The following is a 25,013-nucleotide window of genomic DNA, read 5'->3' on the forward strand; positions in this document are numbered from 1 at the left end:
CGATGATGAATGAGGAGTGGGCGATTATAGCAGAAGCCGCTTAGGCCCATGGCTAGCGCGCGTCCAGCGCCTCCCTGAACCGCCGCGCCAGCGCGGGCGCGCGCTCGGCCGGCACATTGGCGAAGCCGAGCAGCAGCGCGGGAGGATGGCCGCCTTCCAGGCAGAAGGCGGACAGCGGCTGGCCCGCCAATCCCTTGGCTTGCAGGCGCGCGGCGACGGCGCGGTCGTCTTCGCCGTCCGGCAGCCAGACGGTGACTTGCAGGCCTACCGGCTGGCCGTCCAGCCGCAGCCGATCGCCGCATTCCGCCTGCAAGGCGGCGGCCAGCGCGGCGCGGCGCTGGGCGTAGAGCGCGCGCATCCGCTTGATGTGGCGGGCGAAGTGGCCCTGGCTCAGGAAGTCGGCCGTCGTCGCCTGGTCCTGGATGGACGGCGCGGGGGAGAGCAGATCGCAGGCCTGGGCGAAGCGGGGAGCTTCGCTGGCCGGCGCCACCAGATAGCCCAGGCGCAGTCCGGGAAACAAGGTTTTGCTGAAGCTGCCGACGTAAAGCACCCGTCCGGCGCGATCCAGGCTGCGCAGCGCGGGCAGCGGCGGGCCGTGGTAGCGGAATTCGCCGTCGTAGTCGTCCTCGACGATCCAGGCCTGCTGTTTTTCCGCCCAGCCCAGCAGCTCGAGCCGGCGCGGCAGCGACAGGGCGACGCCTAGCGGGGCGTGGTGCGACGGCGTGCAGTAGGCCATCCGCGCGTGAGGCGCGCGCCGCATCGCCTCGTCCACGCGCAGCCCGTTCCGGTCCACCGGCGCCGGCACCAGCGTGGCGCCGCCCAGCCTCAGCGCGCCGCTGGCGCGGAAATAGCCCGGATCCTCCATCCAGACCGGGTCGCCAGGGCGCAGCAGGGTTCGCATCGCCAGCGCCAGCGCGCCTTGGAAGCCGCTGGTGATGAATACCTGATCAGCGGAGCACTGAATGCCGCGGAACAAGGCCAGGTGGCGGACGATGGCCTCGCGCAGCGGCGGATAGCCGGCCGCATCGGGATAATTCAGCCCGGACAACGGCAAGGCCCTGGCGCGGCGGCCGGCCAGCCGCGCCCACAGCTTGCGCGGGAAGGCGTCCAGCGCGGGCAGGCCCAGCTGGAAGGGCGGTGGCAGGTCCGCTTCTGGCGCGCCCGTCCGGATTTGCCGGGGACCGGGCGCGGAGTCGTGGCGAACCGGCGGGCTGCCAAGACGGGAGGCCAGTTCGGGATGGATCACGGTGCCGGCGGCGGCGCGGCTGAGCAGAAAGCCCTCCGCCAGCAGTTGGCCGTAAGCCTGGTCGACGGTGCCGCGCGAGACGCCCAGATCGGCGGCCAGCACCCGCGTGGCCGGCAGGCGGGCGCCCGGCGGCAGCTGGCCGGCCAGGATGGCTTCGCGGATGCGCAGGTAAAGCTGCCGGTGCAGCGGCGGCGCGTGCTCGCGCAGCAAGGGGAACTGGAACGCGGAGGGAATCATGGCCTATTGGTTTTGACGATTTTTGGCTCTCATCATTGTACCATGCCGCCGGTATCTTGCCGGGAAGCCAAACCGCCGACCGACAAGGAATGACAATGGATCATCACGACGCCGTATCCCGCGCCCGGACCTTCCGCCGCCTGCATCAGGACGAGCGGCCGCTGCTGTTGCCGACTGTCTGGGACGCATTGAGCGCCCGGGTGTTCGAGCAGGCCGGATTTCCCGCCTTGGCCACCAGCAGCGCCGCGGTGGCGTGGTCGCTTGGCTACCGCGACGGCGGCGAACTGCCGCGCGAGGCGCTGCTGGCCGCCGTCGCCCGCATCTCCAGGGTGCTGCAGGCGCCGCTGAGCGTCGACCTTGAAGACGGTTTCGGCGATACGCCGGCCGCGGTGGGGGAAACCGTCGCCGCGGTGATCCGCGCCGGCGCGGTCGGCGTCAATCTGGAGGATGGCCGCTACGACGCCGAAGGGCGCTTCTCCTTGCGCGACGCGGACGAGATGCGCGCCCGCCTGCAAGCCGCCCGCGCCGCCGCCGACGCGCTGGAGGTGCCGATCTTCATCAATGCCCGCAGCGACCTGTTCCTGCACGGCGAAGGTCCGGCCGAGGCCCGCTTCGACGAGACGCTGGCGCGGGCCCGGCTATATCTGGACAGCGGCGCCGATGGCGTCTTTCCCATCGGCCTGACCGATCCCGCTTTGCTGGCGCGGCTGTGCGGGGCGGTGCCGGCGCCGGTCAATGCCGCCGCGATGCCGGGCCTGCCCGGCTTGTCGGAGCTGGCGGCGCTCGGCGTGGCGCGCGTCAGCACCGCCATCGGCCCGGCGCTGGTGGCGATGCAGGCATTGAAACAGACGGCAGCGGCGCTGCATGACGCGGGCGATTTGTCGGCGTTGAGAACGCCGCTGGGCTACGCCGACGCCCAGGCGCTGTTCGCGCCGCGCGGATGACACCCATCCCTACTCAGAATTTTTTTTACAGGAGCACTGATATGTCCCGTTTCATCGATTACCCGACGCTAGCGCCGCAAGGCTACCAGGCCCAGGCTGGGCTGGAGCGCTACATCCGCGGCTGCGGCCTCGACCATGCCCTGCTCGAGCTGGTGAAGACCCGCGTGTCGCAACTGAACGGCTGCGCCTTCTGCATAGACATGCATACCAAGGACGCGCGCGCCGCCGGCGAAACCGAACAGCGCCTATACCTGCTGTCGGCCTGGCGCGAGGCGCCGTGCTACACCGAGCGCGAGCGCGCCGCCCTGGCCTGGGCCGAGGCGCTGACGCGGGTGGCGTCCGGGCATCCGGAAGAAGCGCTGCGGACCGAGCTGGCGCGCCATTTCGACGACAAGCAAATCGTCGACCTGACCTGGACCATCGTCGCGATCAATGGCTGGAACCGCATTTCCATCGGCTGCGGCACGCCGGCGGGCGGCTACCAGCCGGGCCAGTACGCGCTCTGAAACCCGGCTGGCCGGGTAAAGAGGCCTGCGCCATCCGCGGCGCAGGCCTTTTCCGCGTCAGAACGCGTAACTCAAGCCCACGCCTGCGCTGAGTCGGAAGCGGGTGCCGCCCAGGTCGTGGTCCAGCTTCTGCTGCGCCGCGGCCAGGTCCGCCGCGGCGATGCCGCCGGCCGGATTCAACGTGGTTTTGCCGCCGAAGCGCAGCTGCGCGCCCAGATCCGTGGTGACGCGCCAGCGAGGCGCCTCCGGCAGCGTGAAATCCCAGCCCGCGCCCAGATAGGCGCCCAATTGCCGATATTCCACCTTGCCGCTCAACGGACCCACGGCCGATGCGGCGTAGGCGTTGCCGTTTAGGGTGTAGTTGCCCGCGCCGTTGGCGGAAAACGCCAGATCGTCCCGCGGCTTGCCGGACAGCAGCAGTCCGCCGGTCAGGCGGAAGCCGCTGCCGCGCGCCGGCCGCCAGTCCAGGCTGGCCGCCAGCCCGGGGTTGGCCCGGGATTTCAGCTGATAGGACGAGCCGTCCAGGCTCTTGTCCTGCCGGTAGCGGAAGGTATCGGCGATGCCGACGCGGAAGTCCAGATCGTCGCTCAGCGCGTAGCCGACGCCCAGTTCGGCGCCGGTGCCGATCTTGCCGTAGCCGAAGCTATCGGCGGCGCGGGCGGCGGGAAGGTACAGCGACAGCAGGGCCAAGGCGGCCAGGGCGGAATGCCGTTTCATCTTGTCGTCCTTTCTCGGGTGGATGGCCGTGTGGCCGGATGCCGCATTGTCGGCGGGCCGGCGCGGGGCGCGCATGTGCCGGAAGATAGAAGCGGCGGACATGACTAACGGCACTGTCGGGCCGATCGGCGAGGCGGCATGCTTGGCCGGGTGGAGACGGGAGGCCAGCATGCTGGATGGCTTGAGATGGGCGGCGCGCCCGCTGGCGCGCGCCGGGTGGGAAATGGGAAGGGATGCCGGCGGCATCGGTCTGGCCTTGTGCTACGCTGTCGGCTGCTGCGCGGCCCTGGCCGCGCTGATCCTTTTCATGCGCAGGAATGCCGATTCGATGTCCGCCTTTCTCAATGCCGCGGTGCTCCGTCCCGGCCTGTTTCGCCGCGCCCTGTTGCTGGCCTGCCTGTTGATGCTGGCAGCCGGCTCGATCGACCTCGCGCAAGCGCCCGCGCCGCTGTTGAACGCACAGGCCGATGCCTGGCTGTGGCCGGCGCGGCTGGCGCGCGCCTTTTCCGGCTGGCTGGCTTTGCCGGACGCGGCGTTGCTGGTGTTCGCCGGCCTGATCGCGCTGTTCATGCTGGCGCTTTGGCGCTGCCTGCGCGACGAGGGGCTGCCGGCGCGCTGGTGGCCGTGGCTGGCGGCGCAGATGCTGATCGCCGCCGCGCTGGAGGCATGGACCGAACCCGGCCTCGGCTATCTGGTGGCGGCGGAGCTGGCTTTTCTGTGGCCGTGGCGCGCGGCGGCGGCGGGGGCCTTGCTGCAGGCCGCGCTGATCGATGCGGCGCTGCTGCCTTATTTGGCGCGGGTAGGCGACGGCCATCCGGCCTGCAATCTGCCAGGCGCCTTGCCGCCGCCGTTCTGGGCCATGGCGGCGCTGGATTGGCTGCAAGGGTTGGTGTTCCAGGCCTTCGCTTTTTGCGTCGGCTACGGCTGGGCCGAGGCGCGGCGCGGCAGCCGGCGGCAGGAAGCCGCCAACGCCGAGCTGCAGGCCACCCAACTGCTGCTGACCGAGGCGGTGCGCGGCGCCGAACGCGCCAGGATCGCCGATGGCCTGAGGCTGCTGGCGGCGGATCAGCTGGCGGGCTTGCAGCTGCAGTTGCGCCTGCTCAGGGCGAAGCCGGGAGACGCGGCGGACGGCGACATCGACGCCGCTTGCGAAGCGGCGCGGCTGCTGGGCGAGGAGCTGCGCGCCGCCGGCCGGCCGGAAGCGGCTGTCCCGTTCGATTTGCCCGGCGCGCTGACCACGCTGTGCCGCGGCATTCCGTCGCCGGCAGTCAGGCTGGACATCGCCGACGGGCTGATCCTGGACGAGCCGGCGCTGGCCCATGCGGTTTTCCGTTGCGTGCAGGAGGCCTTGAGCAATGCCTTGCGCCATTCCGGCGCCGCGCGGGCCGCAGTGAGGCTGGAGCCTGCGCGCGGCGGCGTGGTGGTCACGGTCAGCGACAACGGCCGCGGGCTGGATGCGGCTGCGGCGGAACGGAGCGGCCATGGCCTGGCCGGCATGCGCGAGCGGGTGGAGGGCCGGGGCGGCACGCTGGACATCCTGTCGCCGCAGGCGGGCGGCTGCTGCCTGCGCGTCTGGCTGCCGCTGGTGGGAGGCGAGCGATGAGACGGGACGCGCCGCCATCGCCGCTGGGGCTGTTTCGCGCGGTCTCGCTGCTGTCCTGTCTGGCGCTGTGGCTGCGGCAAGCGCTGCCGCTGGCATGGCTGGGCCAGGAGGGCTTTTCCCATCTGCACCTGCGCCTGCTGTTGTTGCTGGGGCCGGAGGCGGAGCCGTGGATGGCGCAGGCGGCCTATGGGCTGGGCTTCGCCGGATTCGGCTGGATGCTGTGGCGCTGCGCCGCCGCGGGCGAGCAGACACCGCGGCCGGCGGCGAGAGCTGTCCTGCTGGCGGGCCAGATCGCGCTGGCGCTGCTGATCGACGACAAGCTGCTGTACCTGACTGCGGCCGAGCTGGCGCTGCTGTTGTCCTGGCGGGCTGCCTGCATGACGCTGGGCGCGCAGCTGGCCTTGATGGCGCTGGCTTGCGCCTGGCAGGCGCAGCGGCTGGACGAGAGCGAGCTGGTTTGCAATGTCAGCGGCTCCGAGGTCCAGGCCCCGCCGCTGGAGCGGCGGCGGGGCCAATTGTGGCTGGACGCGGCGCTGGGCGGCGGTTTTCAGCTGCTGACGTTTGGCGTCGGCTGCCTGGGCGCGGCCGAGCGGCGGCGGCGGGAAAGGCTGGAAGCCACCCATGCCAGCTTGCTGGCCGCGCGGCAATTGCTGGCCGCCGCCGCCGGCAACGGCGAACGCTTGCGCGTCGCGCGCGAGCTGCACGACGGCCTGGGCCATCATCTTTCGGCTCTCAATCTGCAATTGGAGCTGATGCTGAGGCGCGGCGCAGGCGAGGCGGAACCGCCGTTGCGGGAGGCCCGGCAGGCGGCGCGGCAGTTGCTGGCTGAGGTGAGATCCATGGTCGGCGCGGAGCGCAGCGGCAGGGCCGCGCCCTTGGAGGCCGTGCTGCGCCGCCTGTGCGAGGGGAGGCGGATAGCGGCCGACATCGCGCCGCTGGCGGCGTCGGACGAGCTGGCTTGGCGGGTGTTCGCGGCGGCGAGGGAAGGATTGGACGCCGTGGGCGATCGCCCAGTCAGGCTGCGCCTGTCCGGCACGGATGACGGCGGCGCGGCGCTGAGCTTGGACTATCTGGATGGAAAGGACGAGGCATGGACCAAGGTATTCCGGGAGGTCGGAGCGTGATCCGCGTCGGCGTGGTGGACGATCAGGCGCTGGTGCGCAGCGGCGTGCGCGGCCTGCTGGAATTGACCGGCGACATCCAGGTGGTGCTGGAGGCCGCCGACGGCGCCGAGGCGCTGGAGCGGCTGGCTGGCGTCCGGCCCGATGTGCTGCTGCTGGATGTGAGGATGCCCGGCATGTCGGGCATCGACCTGCTGCGCGCGTTGAACGACAGGGGATGCCTGCCGCCCACCATCCTGCTGACTACCTTCGACGACGACGAGGCCTTGCTGGCCGGCATGCGCGTTGGCGCGCGCGGCTTTCTGTTGAAGGATATCTCGCTGGAGCGGCTGGCCGACGCGGTGAGGCGGGCCGCGGCGGGGGAGACCCTGTTCCGCCCGGGCTTGACCGAGCGGGTGCTGGACGGCGTGCGCGGCTGCGGCGATTTTCCGAAGTTGGACCTGCCGGAGCGGCTGACCGGCCGCGAGGTGGAAGTGCTGGCCCTGATGGCCGGCGGCTTCAACAACCGCGAGATCGCCGACGCGCTGGGGCCGAGCGAGGGCACGATCAAGAATCACGTCTCCAGCATCCTGTCCAAGCTCGGCGTGCGCGACCGGGTGCGCGCGGTGCTGCGCGGGCTGGAGCTCGGCTACATCTGAGCCGAGCCCGCCTCAGCGCCAGGCGGGTTCGCGCCTGGCATCGGCCGAGGGCGTCTCCTGGCGGCTTATCGCCTGGTGCAGCTTGTCCATCTGCTCGTCCAGCCGGCGCACCGCCTCGGCGATGTTGTGGGTTTCGCCGGACAGGCTGCGGCTGGATTCGCCGACGGCGACGATGTCGCCGGCGAACTGGGAGAAGCCCTGGTTCTGGCTGGCCTCGGCCTGGGACACCTGCTGCAGCAGGCCGGCCAGCTCGCCGGCGCCGTCAATGATTCCGGCCAGCTTGCGCTGCGCTTCCTGCGCGTGGTCGCGGCCGGCGCGCATCTGCTGGTTGCCGTCGCGCATCGCCACCAGCGCCTGGTTGGTGCCGTCGACGATCACCCGGATCTTGCTCTCGATGTCCTTGGTGGCGTTCTGGGTGCGCTCGGCCAGTTTTCTCACCTCGTCGGCCACCACCGCGAAGCCGCGGCCGGTTTCGCCGGCGCGCGCGGCTTCGATCGCGGCGTTCAAGGCCAACAGATTGGTCTGGTCGGCGATGTCGCGTATCAGCTGCACGATGCCGCTGACCTCGGCGCTGCGCTGGCCCAGGTCCTCCAGCCGGTTCGAGGCGTGGCCTATCACTTCGCCGGCGCGGCCCAGCTGTTCCACCGCTTGGTTCATCGCCTTGCCGCCTTCGCGCGCGGCTTCGCCGGAATTCTGCGCCAGCAGCGTGGCGGCGGTCGATTGCTCGGCGTTCTGGCTGGTGACCACCGCCATCTGCTGCGCCACCACCACCATGTCCTCGGAGCGTTCGCGCTGCTCGGCCATGGTGCGCGCCATGCTGCCGGTGCTGTCGGCGATCTGGCGGCTGGCGCCGGAGGCGTCGCGGATCGAATGGCCGATCTGCTCCATCATCCGCGCCAGCGCCTCGCCGGCGCGCTCGGCCTCGGCGCGCGCGGTTTCCAGCTTAGCGAAGCTCTTGCTCTTGGCCTTGTCGAAGGCCAGCGCCAGCACCAGCACCACCAGCGACAGGCCGGCCAGCGACTTGGCCTGCAGCTTGGGCAGCGCCTCGCGCGGCAGCGGGCTCTTGGGCAGCGCGTCGATGCCGGACAGCCACATGACGATGCCGACGGCGGCCAGCGACATCGCCAGCCAGAACATGCCGGAGCGGCGGGTGGCGATGAAGACGGCGGTGAAGGGAATGGCGGCGAACCACATCAGGCTGGTGGACAGGATGCCGCCGTTGACGAACACCATCCAGCACACCATCGCGTACATGCAGCTGGTGATGAATTCGGCGGTGACGCGCACCGCGCCGCTGAGGCGCAGCAGCAGCGGGCCGCACAGCAGCCCCAGCCCGCCCAGCGCGATGCCCTCGGCCATCGGATAGTGGCCCAGCATCAGGTATTCGACGGCGAACAAGGGCGCCATCAGGCCGGCCAGCAAGCCGACGCCCACCACGGTGCGCGCGCGTATCGCCTGTTCCGGAATCTGCCGGACGTGGTCCGGGATGAACCATTCGGTGATGGCCTGTATCGACATGGATTCCCCTCCAAGGATGTTCCGTTTGCAAAGCGCGCTGATTTGTAATGGTTTTATCGAGGCGGCGCGCCGTGCAGAACTTTAAAACAAATGTTTGATTGGAGGCAATATGCCGATGGGGTGTCGAGTCAGTCCGCGATCAGCAAGGGCGCGCCTGCCGCTTCCAGATGGGCGCGCCGCGCCGGGTCGGCATCGGGCTCGATGATCAGGGTGCCGATGTCGGACAGCGGGGCGACGATGAAGGGCGAGGCGGTGTCCAGCTTCTCGTTGGTGACGGCCAGCACGGTGTGGCCGCATTGCTCGACCAACTGGCGCTTGAACGCGGCTTCGTCGGCGATCACCGTGCCCACGCCCAGCTCGCAGTCGACCGAGCAGGTGCCGAGAAAGCAGATGTCCGGCCGCATGGTGCCCAGCATCCGGCTGGCGATGGCGCCCAGCGCGTCGCCGCTCAGGTGGTTGAGGTTGCCGCCCAGCACCAGCACCGACAGTTGTTTTTGTCCGAACAGCGCGGCGGCGATGGGGATGGAATTGGTGGCCACCGTCAGCGGCAGATGCTCCGGCAGCGCGCGGGCGATTTCCAGATTGGTGGTGCCGCCGTCCAGGAACACGAATTGGCCGGGCTTGAGCAGCCGCACCGCCGCCGCGGCCAGCCTGGCCTTGCGTTCGGTGTTCTCATGGCGGCGTTGCTGGAAGCCGTGGCGATTCGGCGTCAGCGCGATGGCGCCGCCGTACACGCGCTGGCAAGCGCCGTCGGCAGCCAGTTCGCGCAGATCGCGGCGGATGGAGTCCTCGGACACGCGCAGCACCGCCGCCAGTTCGCCGGCGGAGACCCTGCCGTGCAGCCGCAGCTGCTCGCGGATGTAGTGATGGCGGTCGGAAGGCTGGCTGGCGCTTGGGCGTTCTCTGGACATGAGGCGGACTGGCGTGAACGGAATGCCGGCATTTTTGCACGATCCCGCAAGCCAGGTCAAAGATTCGGCATTTTTTGTGCAAAAACATGCATGTTTGTTTGCGTGTTTTTGCACGATCGTGCATTATTGCACCGATGCGAACACGGAGATTCTGACATGCGACTGATTGTTTCCGATCTGGACGGCACCTTGCTGGACAAGGACGCGCGGCTGGCCGACGAGACGCGCGCCGCTTTGCAGGCGGCGGTGGCGCGCGGCGTGGCCCTGGCGGTGGCCACCGGCCGGCATGAGCGCCAGGTGAGGAAGCTGTGGCCGCGGGATCTGCCTCCGGTGCCGGTGATCAGCGCCAACGGCGCGCGCATCCACCTGGCGGACGGCACGCTGTTGCACCAGAGCCGCCTGTCGCCGGCCTTGCTGGCGAGGCTGCTACGGCCGGAATTGATCCGGGAGACTGAACTGGGCGTCTACCGCGACGATTGCATCATGGCCTACCACAGCCGGCGCGAATACAGCCATTACACCGGCGAAGTGACGGAAATCGAGGATCTGGCGGGTTTCAAGGCCGAAGATGTGTCCAAGGTGATCTTCTGCGGCACGCCGGAGCAACTGAAAGCGGTAGAGGCCGACATCGCCCGAGAACTGGGCGACGAAGTGTCCATGACCTATTCCCACATTTGTTACCTGGAAGTGATGGCGCCCGGCGTGCACAAGGGTAGCGCGCTGCGCCGCCTGCTCGATCACCTGGACATCGCGGCGGAAGATTGCGCGGCCTTCGGCGACAACCTGAACGATGCCGAGATGCTGGCCTTGGCGGGCCTGCCGCACGTGATGGGCAACGCGCATCCGGAATTGAAGCGCCGCCTGCCCGGCGCGCCCGTGATAGGCGACCACGACCAGGCTGGCGTGGCGCGGCAGTTGCGGGCTTTGCTGGGCTGAGAGCGCTGACAGAGCCTCGCCGAGCGCCTGGGCCAAGGCGCCCCGACGCAGACAGCACAAGCAGTACGACAAGGAGACGCAGCGCAGGATCAGGGGTTTATTGGCGACGCTAAACGGCTGCAAGCAGAAAGCGCGGCATTTTCGGTTGGATTGGCGATAACGGCTTCCGTCAGGAAGCCGTTTTTTATTGCCTTCATCGAGGTGGCGCGCACGCCATTCCATTGCAATGTCTTTGGTATTTTGTAGAGGGGGTGGTCATGCGGAATGTATCGATTATCCGGCTGCGGATGGTATGATCCTGCCGGCATTTTTATCGGGTTTTTCTTTGTCTTGGACAGTGAAGGGCGGATTTTGAATTTCAAAAGAAGAAGCGCGGCCGTCACCCTGCTGGTGCTGGGGGTAAGCGGCTGCGGGATGGATTACGATCCGGGCGACGACATCGTCCAGCGGGATGTCTACGCCAGCCGCAGCGATTGCGAGAAGGATTGGGGCAATCGCGATTATTGCCAGGCACAGCCGGGCAGCGGGCATGCGCTGGGGCCATCGTACACCGGGAGCCGCATCTATCAGGCCCCCGACGGCAGGCAGGTCAAACCGCTGTCTTACGATGGCGCGGTCGGCAGCCCGGCGCTGGGCGTGCGCAGCGTCACCCGCTCCGAGCTGAACGCCTCTCCCGATGCCTTTGCCGGCTCGCATGCCAGCTTCCGCGCCGGCACGCCCACCCGCAGCGGCCTGTTCGGCCACACGGCGGCCCGGGCTTCCGGTTTTTCGTTCGGAGGCTAGCGATGGAACGCATCACCGTGCCCAAGCGCGACGATTGGCAGGCCCGCTGCGAGGAGGATGGCTTCAGCATCCACAGCATAGACGGCTTGTACTGGAACGAAGGTTACGCCTTCCGCTTCAGCGGCGCCGAAATCGACGCGCTGGACGACGCGACCGCGGAATTGCACGCGATGTGCCTGGACCTGGTGGCCGATGTCGTGCAGCGCGGGCATTATCAGGATTACGGGCTGTCCGACGAGGCGATCGCCCTGGCCGAATCATCCTGGCGCAGCCACCAGCCGTCGTTGTACGGCCGTTTCGATCTCGCCTACGACGGCCGGTCGATCAAGCTGCTGGAGTACAACGCCGACACGCCGACAGGCTTGCTGGAGTCCTCGGTGATTCAGTGGCGCTGGCTGACCGATCTCGGTCTGCCCGATCAATTCAACTCCATCCACGAAAAGCTGATAGACGGCTGGCGCAGGCTGCTGTTCGCCCATCCGTCCAGCCTGCACTTCGCCGCCAGCCAATGCGCAGGCGCCGAGGACTGGGATACGCTGCATTACCTGCTGGACACCGCGCTGCAGGCGGGCTGCCAACGGGCATCGTCGCTGAACATCGAGGACATCGGCGAGCGCGAAGGCTGGCTGGTGGACAGCAGGGGCGAGCCTATCCAAGCCTTATTCAAGCTATATCCCTTCGAGTGGCTGGCGGCGGAATGCGGCGACGCGCTGGCGAGCACGCCGACCCGGTTGCTGGAGCCGGCCTGGAAGCTGCTGCTGTCGACCAAGGCCATCTTGCCCATGCTGTGGCGACGGCACCCAGGGCATCCTCTGTTGCTGGAGTCGCATTTCGCCGGCCAGATGGCCGCCGTCGCCGGACAGTGGGCGAAGAAGCCGCTGCTGTCGCGGGAAGGCGCCAACGTTTCCCGTCTGGAAGACGGCCGCCAGCAGAGCCTGAGCGGCAGCCACCATCTCGATCTGTACGACGAATCCGGCTACGTGCTGCAGCGCTGGGTGGATCTGCCGGTGTTCGACGGGCTGCGCGCCTGCGTCGGCGCCTGGGTGGTCAACGACCTGCCGGCCGGCATCGGCATCCGCGAGGAGCGCAGCCAGGTGACCGGCAACGGCGCCTTGTTCATTCCCCATTTTTTCGAGTAGACCATGACCATCATCGATGTAGACAGCTTTTCCCTGTTCGCCCTGCACTTCGCCTCCGGCGCGCTGATGCTGCTGGCCTTCACCTGGCTGTACGGCCGCCTGACGCCGTATTCCGAGCGCGAGGCGGTGGAGAAGGGCGAACTGACGGGCGTGCTGCCCATGCTGGGCGCGCAAGTCGGTTTCACCGCGGTGCTGGTCACGGCGCAGTCGGTTTCCGTGGGCTATGCGGATTTCCTGGTCTGGGGCGCGGTGGCGGGCCTGGCCCAGATTCTGCTGTTCCAGGCGCTGGCGCGCGCGATGCCGAATCTGAACGGCGGCAAGAACCTGGCCGCCAGTCTGGTTTCCGCTGTGGGTTCGCTGTGCGTGGCGGCCTTGAACGCTGTGTCGCTGGTTCCCTGAGCTGCCCATGGCCAGGATGTGATCCGAACATGAAAAAACGGCTCCCTCGCGGGAGCCGTTTTGTTCAGCCTGCTGTGCGGATGCTTAGCTGGCCGGCGTCTGCTCGGCCTGCAGCGCGGTCAGGGCGATGGTGTAGACGATGTCGTCCACCAGCGCGCCGCGCGACAGGTCGTTGACCGGCTTGCGCAGGCCTTGCAGCATCGGACCCACCGAGACCACGTTGGCGGAGCGCTGCACCGCCTTGTAGGTGGTGTTGCCGGTGTTCAGGTCCGGGAACACGAACACGGTGGCGCGGCCGGCTACTTGGCTGTCCGGGGCCTTCTGGCGGCCGACGGATTCCACCGAGGCGGCGTCGTACTGCATCGGACCGTCGATCAGCAGGTCAGGGCGCTTCTCTTGGGCGATGCGGGTGGCTTCGCGCACCTTCTCCACGTCGCTGCCGCTGCCGGACGAGCCGGTGGAGTAGGAGATCATCGCCACGCGCGGGTTGATGCCGAAGGCGACGGCGGAATCGGCGGACTGGATGGCGATGTCGGCCAGCTGCTCGGCGGTCGGGTCCGGGTTCACCGCGCAGTCGCCGTAAACGTACACCTGTTCCGGCATCAGCATGAAGAATACCGAGGACACGATGCTGGAGCCCGGGGCGGTCTTGATCAGCTGCAGCGCCGGACGGATGGTGTTGGCGGTGGTGTGCACGGCGCCGGAAACCAGGCCGTCCACTTCGTTCATCGCCAGCATCATGGTGCCCAGCACCACGGTGTCTTCCAGCTGCGCCAGCGCCATCGGCGCGTTCAGGCCCTTGCCCTTGCGCAGCTCGACCATCGGCTCGACGTAGCGGCCGCGGATTTCGTTCGGGTCGAGGATTTCGACCGATTCCGGCAGCGTCACGCCCTGGGTTTCGGCCACTTGCAGGATTTCGGCGCGGTTGCCCAGCAGCACGCAGCGGGCGATGCCTTTTTCCTGGCAGATGGCGGCGGCCTGGATGGTGCGCGGCTCGTTGCCTTCCGGCAGCACGATGCGCTTGTTGGCCTTGCGGGCCTTTTCCATCAATTGGAAGCGGAAGGCCGGCGGCGGCAGGCGCAGTTCGCGCGGCTCGCCGACGCTTTGCTTCAGCGAGGACACGTCGAGGAATTCGGCGACGTGCTCGATCACCTTCTCCATGCGCTCCAGGTCGTCGGACGGCACCTGGTGGCTCATCGCGTTCAGCGCGCCGGCGGTTTCCATCGAGTTCAGCGAAGTGGCCAGCACCGGCAGGCCGCCGGTGAACGCCTGTTGGCACAGCTGCTGGATGCGCGGGTCGGGCTGGGAGTCGCAGGTCAGCAGCAGGCCGGCCAGCGGCACGCCGTTCATCGCTGCCATCGAGGTGGCCATCACCACGTCTTCGCGTTCGCCCGGGGTGATGATCAGCGCGCCCGGCTTCAGCAGATTGACGATGTTGGGCGCGGTGCGGGCGGCCACCACCATGTTGCGCACGCGGCGGCTGGCCTGCTGGCCGGCATGCACCACGTTGGCGTTCAGGTAGCGGGCCACGTCCTGCGTGCGCGGCGCCAGCAGCTCGGACTGGTAGGGAATCACGCCCAGCAGCGGCAGGCCGGCTTTCTTCAGGTTGCCGGATTCCCGCACCTCGCGCGCCAGCTCGGCGCGGTCGACGGCGGGCAGCACGTGGTTGAGGATGTAGCCGGCGATGGCCTGGCTGCCGAAGGCCTGGATGTTCATCTCGAGCTGTTCGGCGATTTCCGCGGCGCCCAATTCCTTCACCGAGCTGACCAGGATGGTCTGCGCCTGCAGGTTGCGGGCGATCTTGGTGTTGAGGAAGGTGGAGAACACCTGCTTCTGGTCCGGCACCAGGCCTTCCACGATCACGGCGTCCACGTTTTGCGCGGCCTGCTGGTAGAGGCTGACCACCTCTTCCATCAATTGATCGACCTGGCCTTGCGACAGCAGGTATTCGACGCGTTCCATGCTGATCGGCTGCGGCGGATTCAGGCGGCAGATGGCCTGGGCGAAGTGGGTGGAGCGCTCGGCTTCGCCGTCCTTGGTGTCCTGGGCGATGGGCTTGACGAAGCCCACGCGCAGGCCGGCCTGCTCCAGCGAACGGATGGCGCCCAGCGTGACCGAGGTCAGGCCGGCATTGAAGCCGGTGGGGGCGAGGAAGAATGTCTGCATGGCCTGCTTCCCCTTAGTTGGCCAGGCCGGCCAGCTTGGCGGTGTCCATGGCGATCATCAGCTCTTCGTTGGTGTTGATCACCAGCGCCGGCACGGAGTCGGCGGCGGTGATGCGGCCGGCGTTGCCGCGGATGCAGGCTTCGTTGGCGGCCGCGTCCAGCTTCAGGCCCAGGAAGCCCAGCTGGTTGATCACTTCGGCGCGCAGGAAGGACGAGTTCTCGCCGATGCCGCCGGTGAACACCACGGCGTCCAGGCGGCCGGCGCCCACGCTCATCGAGGCCACGTACTTGGCCAGACGGTAGGCGAACACTTCCAGCGCGCGCTTGGCGCCTTCGTGGCCCTTGGCGGCGGCTTCTTCCAGTTCGCGGCAGTCGTTGGACAGCTCGGACAGGCCCAAGAGGCCCGATTCCTTGTTCAGCATATTGGTGATGGACTGGATGTCCATGCCGCGCTCGGTGGCCAGGTAGCCGAACACGCTGGGGTCGATGTCGCCGGAGCGGGTGCCCATCACCAGGCCTTCCAGCGGGGTCAGGCCCATGGAGGTGTCGGCGCACTTGCCGTTGCGGATGGCGGAGATGGATGCGCCGTTGCCCAGGTGGGCGATCACCAGGCTGGTTTCATTGGCCGGCTTGCCCAGCATCTTGGCGGCCTCTTCAGCCACGAAGCGGTAGCTGGTGCCGTGCATGCCGTAGCGGCGCAGGCTGTTTTCGCGGTACAGCTTCATCGGCACCGCGTACAGGTAGGCCTTTTCCGGCATGGTCTGGTGGAAGGAGGTGTCGAACACGGCCACTTGCGGCAGGCTCGGGAACTCCTTGATCGCGGTGCGGATGCCCAGGATGTGCGCCGGGTTGTGCAGCGGGGCCAGCTTGATGCAGCGCTCGATCTCGTTGATGGCGGTTTCGTCGAGCAGGGCGGATTGCTTGAAGTGTTCGCCGCCGTGAACCACGCGGTGGCCGATGGCCTTCACGCTGTCCAGCAGCGATACCTGCTGCAGCTTCTCGATGATGGCGTGCATGGCGGCGGCGTGGTCCGGTGCGGACAGCAGGGCGGTTTGCTTGTCGCCGTTGTGCTTGAAGGTGATGCAGGCGTCGGCCAGGCCCAGCTTCTCGGCCAGGCCGGTCATGACCGCCTCGTGGCTGGCGCTGTCGATCAGCGCGAATTTCAGGGAGGAACTGCCGCAATTGATGACGAGGATGCTGGAATTCATAGCTTTGAACATGTAATTTGAAAAAAAAGGACTAAATCGGTGAAAAAATCCACTGCGATGCGCCTGCAGCCAATTTGCTGCCGGATATCCGGTCCGGGGCGCGGGGCCTGCCGGCGGGACTTCCTTACCGTGTGGTAGCGCATGGCGGCCGGTTTGGCCAGTCTGTCGTCGCGCCGTCATCGACTGCCGGGCCGTTCGGTCTGGACCGCCAGATCAAGACCTTAGCTTCGTCGGCACCTGCGCTGGGCAGGCGGCGGTGCGAGCAGGGCGGAAATCAGACAGTCGATGTGGCAACGAAATCGACGCTAGTATATCACTATAAATTAACGACTCCTAATGTTGCGGCGCACGAAAAGTGGCAAGTCTTTGATTTTAATTAACCGCCATGCAGATTGTTTGCCGCGGACGGGCGAAGGGGGCATATCCGCAGACAAGTCCGCGTCTGAACAGAATTGTCACAAAGAATTAACGCTTGCCCCGGGGGTGGGGCGAGGGCATAATTCCGCCCTCGTAAGACAGGGTTCCCCCTTGTTTTGATTGATTGTTTTTGATAGTCCCGCAAACTCGTCCCGAGCGAGATTCGGCTGGTCTTATATCTTCTTCCACGGAGGTGTGGGAATAATGTCTGATCTGGCTTCTGCTCAACTGCTTCAAGCATCCGCAGCCCAGCTACCCGTCTATACCTATTTCGATCCCGCGTTCTATGCCAAGGAGCAGGCGCTGCTGTTCGCAGACGCCCCGCAGTATTACGGCCATGAGCTGATGGCGCCCAATGCCGGCGACTATCACACGCTGGAATGGATGGGGCATGGCAAGATGCTCAAGAATGTGGACGGCGAGATCAAGCTGATCTCCAACGTCTGCCGCCACCGCCAGGCCATCATCTATAAAGGGCGCGGCAACGGCAACCATATCGTCTGCAACCTGCATGGCTGGACTTACGACGCCGGCGGCAAGCTGGTGGGCGCGCCGCACTTCCCCGAGACGCCGTGCCTGAACCTGGGCCAGACCGAGCTGACCCGCTGGAACGGCTTGCTGTTCGACGCGCGCCGCGACGTGGCGGCGGACTTGGCCACATTGGGCGTGGCCAAGCACATGAGCTTCGATGGCTACGCCTTCCACTCGACGCACAGCGCCGACTACGACTTCAACTGGAAGACCTTCATCGAGGTGTACTCGGAGGACTACCACGTCGATCCCTTCCACCCCGGTCTCGGCAATTTCGTCGATTGCGGCGACCTGAAATGGGAGTGGGGCGACAGCTACCACGTGCAGACGGTGGGCGTGAAGAACCGCCTGGCGCGCGCCGGCTCCAAGGTGTACGGCAAGTGGCACGAGGAAGTGCGCCGCCGCTACGCCGAACAGCAGCCGGAATTCGGCGCCATCTGGCTGACCTACTACCCCAACATCATGGTGGAGTGGTATCCCCACGTGCTGGTGGTCAGCGTGGTGATTCCGCGCGGCCCGGAAAAGTGCACCGTGATCACCGAGTTCTACTATCCGGAAGACGTGGTGTGGTTCGAGCCGGAATTCATCGAGGCGGAGCAGGCCGCCTACTTCGAAACCGCGAAGGAAGACGACGAGATCTGCATCCGCATGCATGAGGGCCGCAAGGCGCTGTGGATGGCCGGCGTCAGCGAGGTGGGGCCGTACCAGTCCCCGACCGAGGAAGGCATGCAGCACTTCCACGAGTACTATCGGCGTCTGATGGGATCGGCATTGGCTGGCTGAAGAGGCAAGTTAAATGCCATAATGCAGAGGCGCGGGCATTCCGCGCCTTTTTTTATCCTTATCTTCGGCCGAGATCATGTCCGCTATTTTCCGCATGCTGGTATTGGGCGCGCTGCTGGCCAGTCCGCTGGCGCTGGCGGCCAATTACACCGATCCGGTGAGCAAGGTGCGTTTTACTTTGCCGCCAGGCTGGAAGGTGCGCGCCAGCGTCGTCGACCGCGTGCGGGTGTTGAAGGTGATCCCGCCCAAGGCGGATCAGCGCGAGCGCGCGGCGATTTCGGTGCAGATCGGGCTGCGCAAGCCGGGGCGAAGCGATACGCTGCCGAAATTGGCGGCGACGTTCCGCCAAGAGGACGGCGATCGCGAGGCGGCCAACTTCGTCCGCGTCAACCAGAAAGCCGGCCGGCTGGTCACCGAGTACCGCGACGGCCGCTTCGTGTCGAATCGGCTGTGGATCGTGCGCCATAATCTGCACGTGATCCAGTTGCTGGACAAGAACCGGCTGCTGGAGGCGCGCTGCACCGCCAACGCGTCCGAATTCAAGACCTACCGCCGCCAGATGGAAGCCATCTGCCTGTCCGCGCAATGGTCCCGGCGCTGAGCCGGCTCGGCGCCGGCTGGATGATACTGGCCGCGGCCAGCTTCGCGCTGATGAGCGCCTGCGCCAAGCTGGGCGCGGCAGATTTCAACTCGGTGGAGCTGCTGTTCTGGCGCACCAGCATCGGCGCGGTTTTGCTGGGCTTGCCGATGATGCTGCGCGGCCATTCGCCGGCCACGCCGCATTGGCGCGCTCACATCCATCGCGGCTTTGTCGGCTACGCGTCGATGGCCGCGCTGTTTTACGCGCTGACCCGCTTGTCTCTGCCGACCGCGGTGACGCTTAATTACACTTCCTCGCTGTTTTTCTCGGCGCTGTGCATCGTCAAGCTGAAGGACAGGCCGCGGCCGCGCGTTTGGCTGGCGCTGTCGCTGGGTTTCTTCGGCGTGGTCTTGCTGCTAAGGCCCACTTTCACGCCGCAGCAGTGGCTGCCGGGCCTGATCGGGCTGGTTTCCGGAATCAGCGCCGGTTTCGCGGTGTTCCAGGTGCGGGAGCTGGGGCAGATGGGCGAGCAGCCCTGGCGGGTTGTATTCTGGTTTTTTTGCCTGTCCAGCGTGATCGGTTTGGTCTGGCTGCTGCTGGGGCCGGGCTTTTCCGCCGTCACGCCGGCCAATGTCTGGCCGCTGCTGGGCGTGGGCGTGTTCGGCATGCTGGGGCAGTTGGCGATGACGCGCGCCTACAAGGAGGGGCGACGGTATCTGGTGGCCAGTTTCGCCTACCTGACCGTGGTGTTCTCCGCGCTGCTGGGCGTGGCGTTATGGGATGATGTTTTAAGCGTCGCCAGCTTGCTGGCGATGGGGTTGATCGTGTCTGCCGGCATGCTGGCGGCGCGGGCTTGATATTCAGGAAAAGGCGGTTTGATGCGGTACAGGCAGTGGCGGCTCGGTTCGGGCTGGATGGTGGTGGCGGCGGTGCTGTTCGCCTTGATGGGCTTGTTCGTCAAGCTGGGCGCCAAGCATTTCTCGTCGACGGAGCTGGTGTTCTGGCGCACCCTGATCGGGGTGCTGACGCTGGGCGGCGCCGCGCTGTGGCGGCGGGAGCGCTTCGCCACTCCGCTGCTGCGCTATCACCTGCAGCGCGGCGTGATCGGCTACAGCTCGCTGCTGATGTCGTTCTACGCCATCGCCCACCTGCCCCTGGCGACGGCGTCCACGCTGACGTATACCTCGCCGATGTTCCTGGCTTTGCTCTCGGTTGTCTTGTTGCGCGAGCGCTTGCCGGCTCAGGCGCTGGCCGGGCTTGCGCTGGGTTTCGCCGGCGTGGTGCTGCTGCTGAAGCCGACGCTGTCCGGCGATGTCTGGTTCGCAGGCCTGCTGGGCCTGGCGTCCGGCTTCCTGGCCGGCTGGTCTTATCTGCATGTGCGGGAACTGGGCCGGCAGGGCGAGGCGGAATGGCGGGTGGTGTTCTATTTCGCGCTGATTTCCACCGTCGGCGGCCTGCTGCTGATGAGCCTGGAGCGCTGGCATCCGGTGACGCTGGACAATGTCGGCCTGCTGCTGGGCGTCGGCGCCACCGCCACGCTGGCGCAGCTGGCGATGACCCGCGCCTACAAGGTGGGGCGCAAGCTGACCGCGGCCAACCTGTCTTACCTGACCGTGGTGTTTTCCTGCCTGCTGGGCGCGCTGGTGTGGGGCGACGCGCTGACGGCGGATTCGCTGCTGGCGATGGGCTTGATCATTGTCAGCGGCATGCTGGCGGGCCGGCGCTAGAATAATAAGGACAGCGGTAAACAATCCAAACAAAGAAGGGAGAAGCTGATGATTTCCATCCGCGAGCAGGATTACGGCCTGGATGTGGCTTTGTTCAACGAGTTCACGCTGGCCGACTTCCAGCTGCTGGAGCAGGCGCTGCTCAAGCGCCTGGACGAGCGCGACAAGCCGGACATGCTGCTGGACCTGACCGAGCTGAAGGACTTCACGCTGGACATGGCGATGGAGGAGGTCAAGTTCATGCGCGCGCATGAGGAGAAGCTGGGCCGCGTGGCCATCGTCGTCGGCGACGTATGGATACGCCTGGCCACCCACATCGCGGGCTTGCTGTCCCACACCCATGTCCAGTATTTCGACATGATAGAAGAAGCCCAGGCCTGGCTGGCACGCCCCGTCGCGGCTTGATTTTGCGGCGGATGGCGGTACAGTAGCGTTTTTTGTTCGACGCGAAAGAATAAAAACCGATGCTGAAAAGCCTTTCCAGCCGCCTGGCGGCTGAGCTTGCCGTCCGCGAATCCCAGGTGGCGGCCACCATCGAACTGATCGACGGCGGCGCCACCGTTCCCTTCATCGCCCGTTACCGCAAGGAAGTCACCGGCGGCCTGGACGACACCCAGTTGCGCACGCTGGCAGAGCGCCTGGTCTATCTGCGCGAGATGGATGATCGCCGCGACAGCATCCTCAAGAGCATCGCCGAGCAAGGCAAGCTCACCCCCGAACTGGAAGCGGCTCTCTACGCCAGCGACAACAAGACCACGCTGGAAGATCTTTACCTCCCTTACAAACCCAAGCGCCGCACCAAGGCGCAGATCGCCCGCGAAGCCGGCCTGGAGCCGCTGGCCGACAGCCTGCTGGCCGATCCGTCGCAAGACCCGAACGTGCTGGCCGAAACCTATATCAATGCCGAAGCCGGCGTCGCCGACGCCAAGGCGGCGCTGGACGGCGCGCGCGCCATCCTGATCGAGCGCTTCGCGGAAGACGCCGAACTGTTGGGCCAACTGCGCGAAAAGCTTTGGAACGAGGGCGAACTGGCCGCCGCCGTGGTGGCCGGCAAGGAAAACGAGGGCGCCAAGTTCTCCGACTACTTCGATCATCGCGAGCACATCAAGGCGATTCCCTCGCACCGCGCGCTGGCGCTCTTGCGAGGCCGCAACGAGGGCGTGCTGAGCGTTGCGTTGAAATACCAGCCGGATGAAACGCCGATCACCGAGCGCTCAGCCTATGAAATGCTGATCGCCGCCCGCTTCGGCATCAAGGATGCCGGCCGCGCCGCCGACAAGTGGCTGCTGGACGGCGTGCGCCTGTGCTGGCGCGCCAAGATATTCCTGTCGCTGGAGCTCGAGCTGGTGTCGCGGCTGAAAGATGCCGCCGACGGCGAGGCAATCAAGGTGTTCGCCGCCAATCTGCACGACTTGCTGCTGGCCGCCCCGGCCGGCCGCCGCGCCACCCTGGGCCTGGACCCGGGCCTGCGCACCGGCTGCAAGGTGGCAGTGGTCGACGATACCGGCAAGGTGTTGGACACCGCCACCATCTATCCGCACGAGCCGCGCCGCGAATGGGACAAGTCCATCGCCATCCTCGGCGCGCTGTGCGCGCGCCACAAGGTTGACCTGATCGCCATCGGCAACGGCACCGCCAGCCGCGAGACCGACAAGCTGGCGCAGGACCTGATCAAGGCCTTCCCGCAACTCTCCATGACCAAGATCGTGGTGTCCGAAGCCGGCGCTTCGGTGTATTCGGCATCCGAGCTGGCGGCCAAGGAATTCCCGGATATGGACGTGAGCCTGCGCGGCGCGGTGTCGATCGCCCGCCGCCTGCAGGACCCGCTGGCCGAACTGGTGAAGATCGACCCCAAGTCCATCGGCGTCGGCCAATACCAGCACGACGTCAACCAGAGCCAGCTGGCGCGCGCGCTGGATGGCGTGGTGGAGGACTGCGTGAACGCGGTGGGCGTCGACGTCAACACCGCCTCGGTGCCGCTGCTGACCCGCATCTCCGGCCTCAACGCGACGCTGGCGTCCAATATCGTGTCCTACCGCGACCAGAACGGCGCGTTCCGCACTCGCAAGGAGCTGCTGAAAGTGCCGCGTCTGGGCGACAAGACCTTTGAGCAGGCGGCCGGCTTCCTGCGCATCGCCGGCGGCGACAATCCGCTGGACGCGTCGTCGGTGCACCCGGAAGCCTATCCGGTGGTGGAAAAGATCGTGGCCAAGGCCGGCCGCGACGTGAAATCGCTGATTGGGGACTCCGCATTCCTGAAATCGGTGCGCGCCGCCGACTACACCGACGAGCGCTTCGGCCTGCCGACGGTGATGGACATCCTGAAAGAACTGGACAAGCCGGGCCGTGATCCGCGTCCGGAGTTCAAGACCGCCACCTTCCAGGACGGTGTCGAGGACATCAAGCACCTGCAGCCGGGCATGGTGCTGGAAGGCGTGGTCACCAATGTGGCCAACTTCGGCGCCTTCGTCGACATCGGCGTGCACCAGGACGGCCTGGTCCACATTTCGGCGCTGTCCAACAAGTTCATCGATGATCCGCGCAAGGTGGTCAAGGCCGGCGACGTGGTCAAGGTCAAAGTGCTGGAAGTGGACGTGGCGCGCAAGCGCATCGCGCTGACCATGCGGCTGGACGACGAGGTCGGTTCCGGCAACAGTCGCGGCGGCCGCGGCGACAGCCGCTCCGACAACCGCCCGCGGCAGCCGCGCGGCCAGTCTGCCGCGCCGCAGGGCGATACGGCGATGGCCGCAGCCTTCGCCAAGCTGCGCAAGGGATGATGTGACTGTATAGAGGTGTCTGGAACAGGCCGGCGGCGACGCCGGCCTGTTTGTTTTCTGCCGTTGGCGCGGGGGTGAGGCGGGCAGGTTGCGCTTTGCGGAGCCGCCTTGCAAATACCCCTTCCTCATATCCTGTGGCGAATCAGTGGCTTGGCTTGGGTTTGGCAGTCCGGGGCGGATTTTTCCTGATTTTTCTCGCAAAAGGTGTTGACGGGTCCGGGGGCGGGGCGTATAGTTCGCCTCCTCAGCTGACGCAGCGAACGAAACAGCGGAAACGAAACGGTTCCGGTGATGACGACGCAGCGACCGGCACTGCTCTTTAACAGAACGAATAACCGATAGGTGTAAGTGCTTGGCGAAAGCCGAATACTTGCACTGCAAGAGATAGGAAATACCAGTTATTTCTTTGAACTTGCGTGCCAGAAATTGCTAAGAGATTGAACTGAAGAGTTTGATCCTGGCTCAGATTGAACGCTGGCGGCATGCTTTACACATGCAAGTCGAACGGTAACAGGGTGCTTGCACCGCTGACGAGTGGCGAACGGGTGAGTAATGCGTCGGAATGTACCGTGTAATGGGGGATAGCTCGGCGAAAGCCGGATTAATACCGCATACGCCCTGAGGGGGAAAGCGGGGGATCGAAAGACCTCGCGTTATACGAGCAGCCGACGTCTGATTAGCTAGTTGGTGAGGTAAGAGCTCACCAAGGCGACGATCAGTAGCGGGTCTGAGAGGATGATCCGCCACACTGGGACTGAGACACGGCCCAGACTCCTACGGGAGGCAGCAGTGGGGAATTTTGGACAATGGGGGCAACCCTGATCCAGCCATGCCGCGTGTCTGAAGAAGGCCTTCGGGTTGTAAAGGACTTTTGTCAGGGAGGAAATCCCGCTGGTTAATACCCGGCGGGGATGACAGTACCTGAAGAATAAGCACCGGCTAACTACGTGCCAGCAGCCGCGGTAATACGTAGGGTGCGAGCGTTAATCGGAATTACTGGGCGTAAAGCGTGCGCAGGCGGTTGTGCAAGTCTGATGTGAAAGCCCCGGGCTTAACCTGGGAACGGCATTGGAGACTGCACAGCTAGAGTGCGTCAGAGGGGGGTAGAATTCCACGTGTAGCAGTGAAATGCGTAGAGATGTGGAGGAATACCGATGGCGAAGGCAGCCCCCTGGGATGACACTGACGCTCATGCACGAAAGCGTGGGGAGCAAACAGGATTAGATACCCTGGTAGTCCACGCCCTAAACGATGTCAACTAGCTGTTGGGGGTTTGAATCCTTGGTAGCGTAGCTAACGCGTGAAGTTGACCGCCTGGGGAGTACGGCCGCAAGGTTAAAACTCAAAGGAATTGACGGGGACCCGCACAAGCGGTGGATGATGTGGATTAATTCGATGCAACGCGAAAAACCTTACCTGCTCTTGACATGTACGGAACTTGCCAGAGATGGCTTGGTGCCCGAAAGGGAGCCGTAACACAGGTGCTGCATGGCTGTCGTCAGCTCGTGTCGTGAGATGTTGGGTTAAGTCCCGCAACGAGCGCAACCCTTGTCATTAGTTGCCATCATTCAGTTGGGCACTCTAATGAGACTGCCGGTGACAAACCGGAGGAAGGTGGGGATGACGTCAAGTCCTCATGGCCCTTATGAGCAGGGCTTCACACGTCATACAATGGTCGGTACAGAGGGTTGCCAAGCCGCGAGGTGGAGCTAATCTCAGAAAACCGATCGTAGTCCGGATCGCACTCTGCAACTCGAGTGCGTGAAGTCGGAATCGCTAGTAATCGCAGATCAGCATGCTGCGGTGAATACGTTCCCGGGTCTTGTACACACCGCCCGTCACACCATGGGAGTGAGTTTCACCAGAAGTGGGTAGGCTAACCGCAAGGAGGCCGCTTACCACGGTGGGATTCATGACTGGGGTGAAGTCGTAACAAGGTAGCCGTAGGGGAACCTGCGGCTGGATCACCTCCTTTCTAGAGACTGGCGATTGCCAAGTACTTACAGCCTATCGGTTATTCAAGTTAAGGGCATTTTCGATGAAAATCTGCGCAGCTCTGCGTTGAAAGCCTCCTCGTGTACTCGATGTACACGTCGTCAGCTTTCGCCTGGATCTGCTTGATTTTGA

Annotated in this window: 22 protein-coding genes and 1 rRNA gene; 16 read left to right on the forward strand and 7 right to left on the reverse strand. The window is 65.9% G+C overall.

Annotated features, from left to right (window positions below; genetic code table 11):
• Positions 1-52: 52 nt before the first annotated feature.
• Complete coding sequence (locus CV_RS07390; protein ID WP_011135069.1) at positions 53-1,483, reverse strand: PLP-dependent aminotransferase family protein; 1,431 nt, start codon at positions 1,481-1,483, stop codon at positions 53-55.
• Positions 1,484-1,578: 95 nt separating this feature from the next.
• Between CV_RS07390 and CV_RS07395 the strand changes: the two genes are divergently transcribed.
• Both CV_RS07395 and CV_RS07400 read left to right on the forward strand, forming a co-directional pair.
• The gene (locus tag CV_RS07395) at positions 1,579-2,427 is read left to right on the forward strand and encodes an isocitrate lyase/PEP mutase family protein (protein ID WP_043595771.1); all 849 of its coding nucleotides are present in this window, start codon (positions 1,579-1,581) and stop codon (positions 2,425-2,427) included.
• Positions 2,428-2,468: 41 nt separating this feature from the next.
• The gene (locus CV_RS07400; protein WP_011135071.1) at positions 2,469-2,933 is read left to right on the forward strand and encodes a carboxymuconolactone decarboxylase family protein; all 465 of its coding nucleotides are present in this window, start codon (positions 2,469-2,471) and stop codon (positions 2,931-2,933) included.
• A 57-nt stretch (positions 2,934-2,990) separates the two neighbouring features.
• On the opposite strand, the gene CV_RS07405 is transcribed toward CV_RS07400, so the two are convergent.
• Entirely contained in the window at positions 2,991-3,650 is a 660-nt protein-coding gene (locus CV_RS07405; RefSeq protein ID WP_080508947.1) for a hypothetical protein, read from the reverse strand.
• Between the two features lie 100 nt (positions 3,651-3,750).
• On the opposite strand from CV_RS07405, the gene CV_RS07410 reads away from it, so the two are divergent.
• Genes CV_RS07410 through CV_RS07420 form a run of 3 tightly spaced genes read left to right on the forward strand, consistent with a single transcriptional unit; the run spans position 3,751 to position 7,012 of the window.
• Complete coding sequence (locus tag CV_RS07410) at positions 3,751-5,253, forward strand: sensor histidine kinase (protein ID WP_147296199.1); 1,503 nt, start codon at positions 3,751-3,753, stop codon at positions 5,251-5,253.
• Positions 5,250-6,377, forward strand: a complete 1,128-nt coding sequence (locus tag CV_RS22090; RefSeq protein ID WP_011135074.1) for a sensor histidine kinase — start codon at positions 5,250-5,252, stop codon at positions 6,375-6,377. The genes CV_RS07410 and CV_RS22090 overlap by 4 nt, the downstream gene beginning before the upstream one ends.
• On the forward strand, positions 6,344-7,012 hold the full coding sequence (locus CV_RS07420) for a response regulator (protein ID WP_217806397.1): 669 nt from the start codon (positions 6,344-6,346) through the stop codon (positions 7,010-7,012). Before CV_RS22090 ends, CV_RS07420 begins: the two co-directional genes overlap by 34 nt.
• 12 nt (positions 7,013-7,024) lie before the next feature.
• On the opposite strand, the gene CV_RS07425 is transcribed toward CV_RS07420, so the two are convergent.
• Both CV_RS07425 and CV_RS07430 read right to left on the reverse strand, forming a co-directional pair.
• The gene (locus CV_RS07425; RefSeq protein ID WP_043595775.1) at positions 7,025-8,530 is read right to left on the reverse strand and encodes a methyl-accepting chemotaxis protein; all 1,506 of its coding nucleotides are present in this window, start codon (positions 8,528-8,530) and stop codon (positions 7,025-7,027) included.
• Positions 8,531-8,658: 128 nt separating this feature from the next.
• Entirely contained in the window at positions 8,659-9,441 is a 783-nt protein-coding gene (locus CV_RS07430) for a DeoR/GlpR family DNA-binding transcription regulator (protein WP_043595777.1), read from the reverse strand.
• A 156-nt stretch (positions 9,442-9,597) separates the two neighbouring features.
• On the opposite strand from CV_RS07430, the gene CV_RS07435 reads away from it, so the two are divergent.
• On the forward strand, positions 9,598-10,377 hold the full coding sequence (locus CV_RS07435; RefSeq protein WP_043595779.1) for a Cof-type HAD-IIB family hydrolase: 780 nt from the start codon (positions 9,598-9,600) through the stop codon (positions 10,375-10,377).
• Between the two features lie 89 nt (positions 10,378-10,466).
• On the opposite strand, the gene CV_RS23445 is transcribed toward CV_RS07435, so the two are convergent.
• The gene (locus CV_RS23445) at positions 10,467-10,760 is read right to left on the reverse strand and encodes a hypothetical protein (protein WP_011135079.1); all 294 of its coding nucleotides are present in this window, start codon (positions 10,758-10,760) and stop codon (positions 10,467-10,469) included.
• Between the two features lie 31 nt (positions 10,761-10,791).
• On the opposite strand from CV_RS23445, the gene CV_RS07440 reads away from it, so the two are divergent.
• From CV_RS07440 to CV_RS07450, 3 genes are read left to right on the forward strand one after another with little or no spacing between them, the layout of a single operon-like run.
• Positions 10,792-11,160, forward strand: coding sequence for a hypothetical protein (locus tag CV_RS07440; RefSeq protein ID WP_043595781.1), 369 nt, complete (start codon positions 10,792-10,794; stop codon positions 11,158-11,160).
• Between the two features lie 2 nt (positions 11,161-11,162).
• Positions 11,163-12,299: a glutathionylspermidine synthase family protein gene (locus CV_RS07445; RefSeq protein WP_011135080.1), complete on the forward strand. Its 1,137-nt coding sequence runs from the start codon at positions 11,163-11,165 to the stop codon at positions 12,297-12,299.
• Positions 12,300-12,302: 3 nt separating this feature from the next.
• Positions 12,303-12,698 carry a DUF350 domain-containing protein gene (locus CV_RS07450; protein ID WP_011135081.1) on the forward strand — a complete coding sequence of 132 codons (396 nt, stop codon included), beginning with the start codon at positions 12,303-12,305 and terminating at the stop codon, positions 12,696-12,698.
• Between the two features lie 84 nt (positions 12,699-12,782).
• Here the strand turns inward: CV_RS07450 and pta are convergent, their stop codons facing one another.
• Both pta and CV_RS07460 read right to left on the reverse strand, forming a co-directional pair.
• Positions 12,783-14,864 (reverse strand): phosphate acetyltransferase, encoded by a 2,082-nt coding sequence (gene pta, locus CV_RS07455; RefSeq protein ID WP_011135082.1) that lies wholly within the window; start codon positions 14,862-14,864, stop codon positions 12,783-12,785.
• A 13-nt stretch (positions 14,865-14,877) separates the two neighbouring features.
• On the reverse strand, positions 14,878-16,071 hold the full coding sequence (locus CV_RS07460) for an acetate kinase (protein WP_011135083.1): 1,194 nt from the start codon (positions 16,069-16,071) through the stop codon (positions 14,878-14,880).
• Between the two features lie 621 nt (positions 16,072-16,692).
• Between CV_RS07460 and CV_RS07465 the strand changes: the two genes are divergently transcribed.
• The 7 genes from CV_RS07465 (at position 16,693) to CV_RS07495 (ending at position 24,861) form a co-directional block, all read left to right on the forward strand.
• The gene (locus CV_RS07465) at positions 16,693-17,802 is read left to right on the forward strand and encodes an aromatic ring-hydroxylating oxygenase subunit alpha (RefSeq protein WP_043595784.1); all 1,110 of its coding nucleotides are present in this window, start codon (positions 16,693-16,695) and stop codon (positions 17,800-17,802) included.
• 76 nt (positions 17,803-17,878) lie between these two features.
• A complete protein-coding gene (locus CV_RS07470; protein WP_011135085.1) occupies positions 17,879-18,403 on the forward strand; it encodes a hypothetical protein in 525 nt (174 codons plus the stop codon).
• Positions 18,388-19,239, forward strand: coding sequence for a DMT family transporter (locus CV_RS07475; RefSeq protein ID WP_043595786.1), 852 nt, complete (start codon positions 18,388-18,390; stop codon positions 19,237-19,239). The genes CV_RS07470 and CV_RS07475 overlap by 16 nt, the downstream gene beginning before the upstream one ends.
• A 21-nt stretch (positions 19,240-19,260) precedes the next feature.
• Entirely contained in the window at positions 19,261-20,109 is an 849-nt protein-coding gene (locus CV_RS07480; RefSeq protein WP_011135087.1) for a DMT family transporter, read from the forward strand.
• A 48-nt stretch (positions 20,110-20,157) separates the two neighbouring features.
• Positions 20,158-20,514, forward strand: coding sequence for an STAS/SEC14 domain-containing protein (locus CV_RS07485; protein WP_011135088.1), 357 nt, complete (start codon positions 20,158-20,160; stop codon positions 20,512-20,514).
• 59 nt (positions 20,515-20,573) lie between these two features.
• Positions 20,574-22,886: a Tex family protein gene (locus tag CV_RS07490; RefSeq protein ID WP_011135089.1), complete on the forward strand. Its 2,313-nt coding sequence runs from the start codon at positions 20,574-20,576 to the stop codon at positions 22,884-22,886.
• Between the two features lie 439 nt (positions 22,887-23,325).
• Positions 23,326-24,861: ribosomal RNA gene (locus CV_RS07495) — 16S ribosomal RNA — on the forward strand.
• Positions 24,862-25,013 lie beyond the last annotated feature (152 nt).

This window comes from Chromobacterium violaceum ATCC 12472 (assembly GCF_000007705.1).
Lineage (GTDB): Bacteria > Pseudomonadota > Gammaproteobacteria > Burkholderiales > Chromobacteriaceae > Chromobacterium > Chromobacterium violaceum.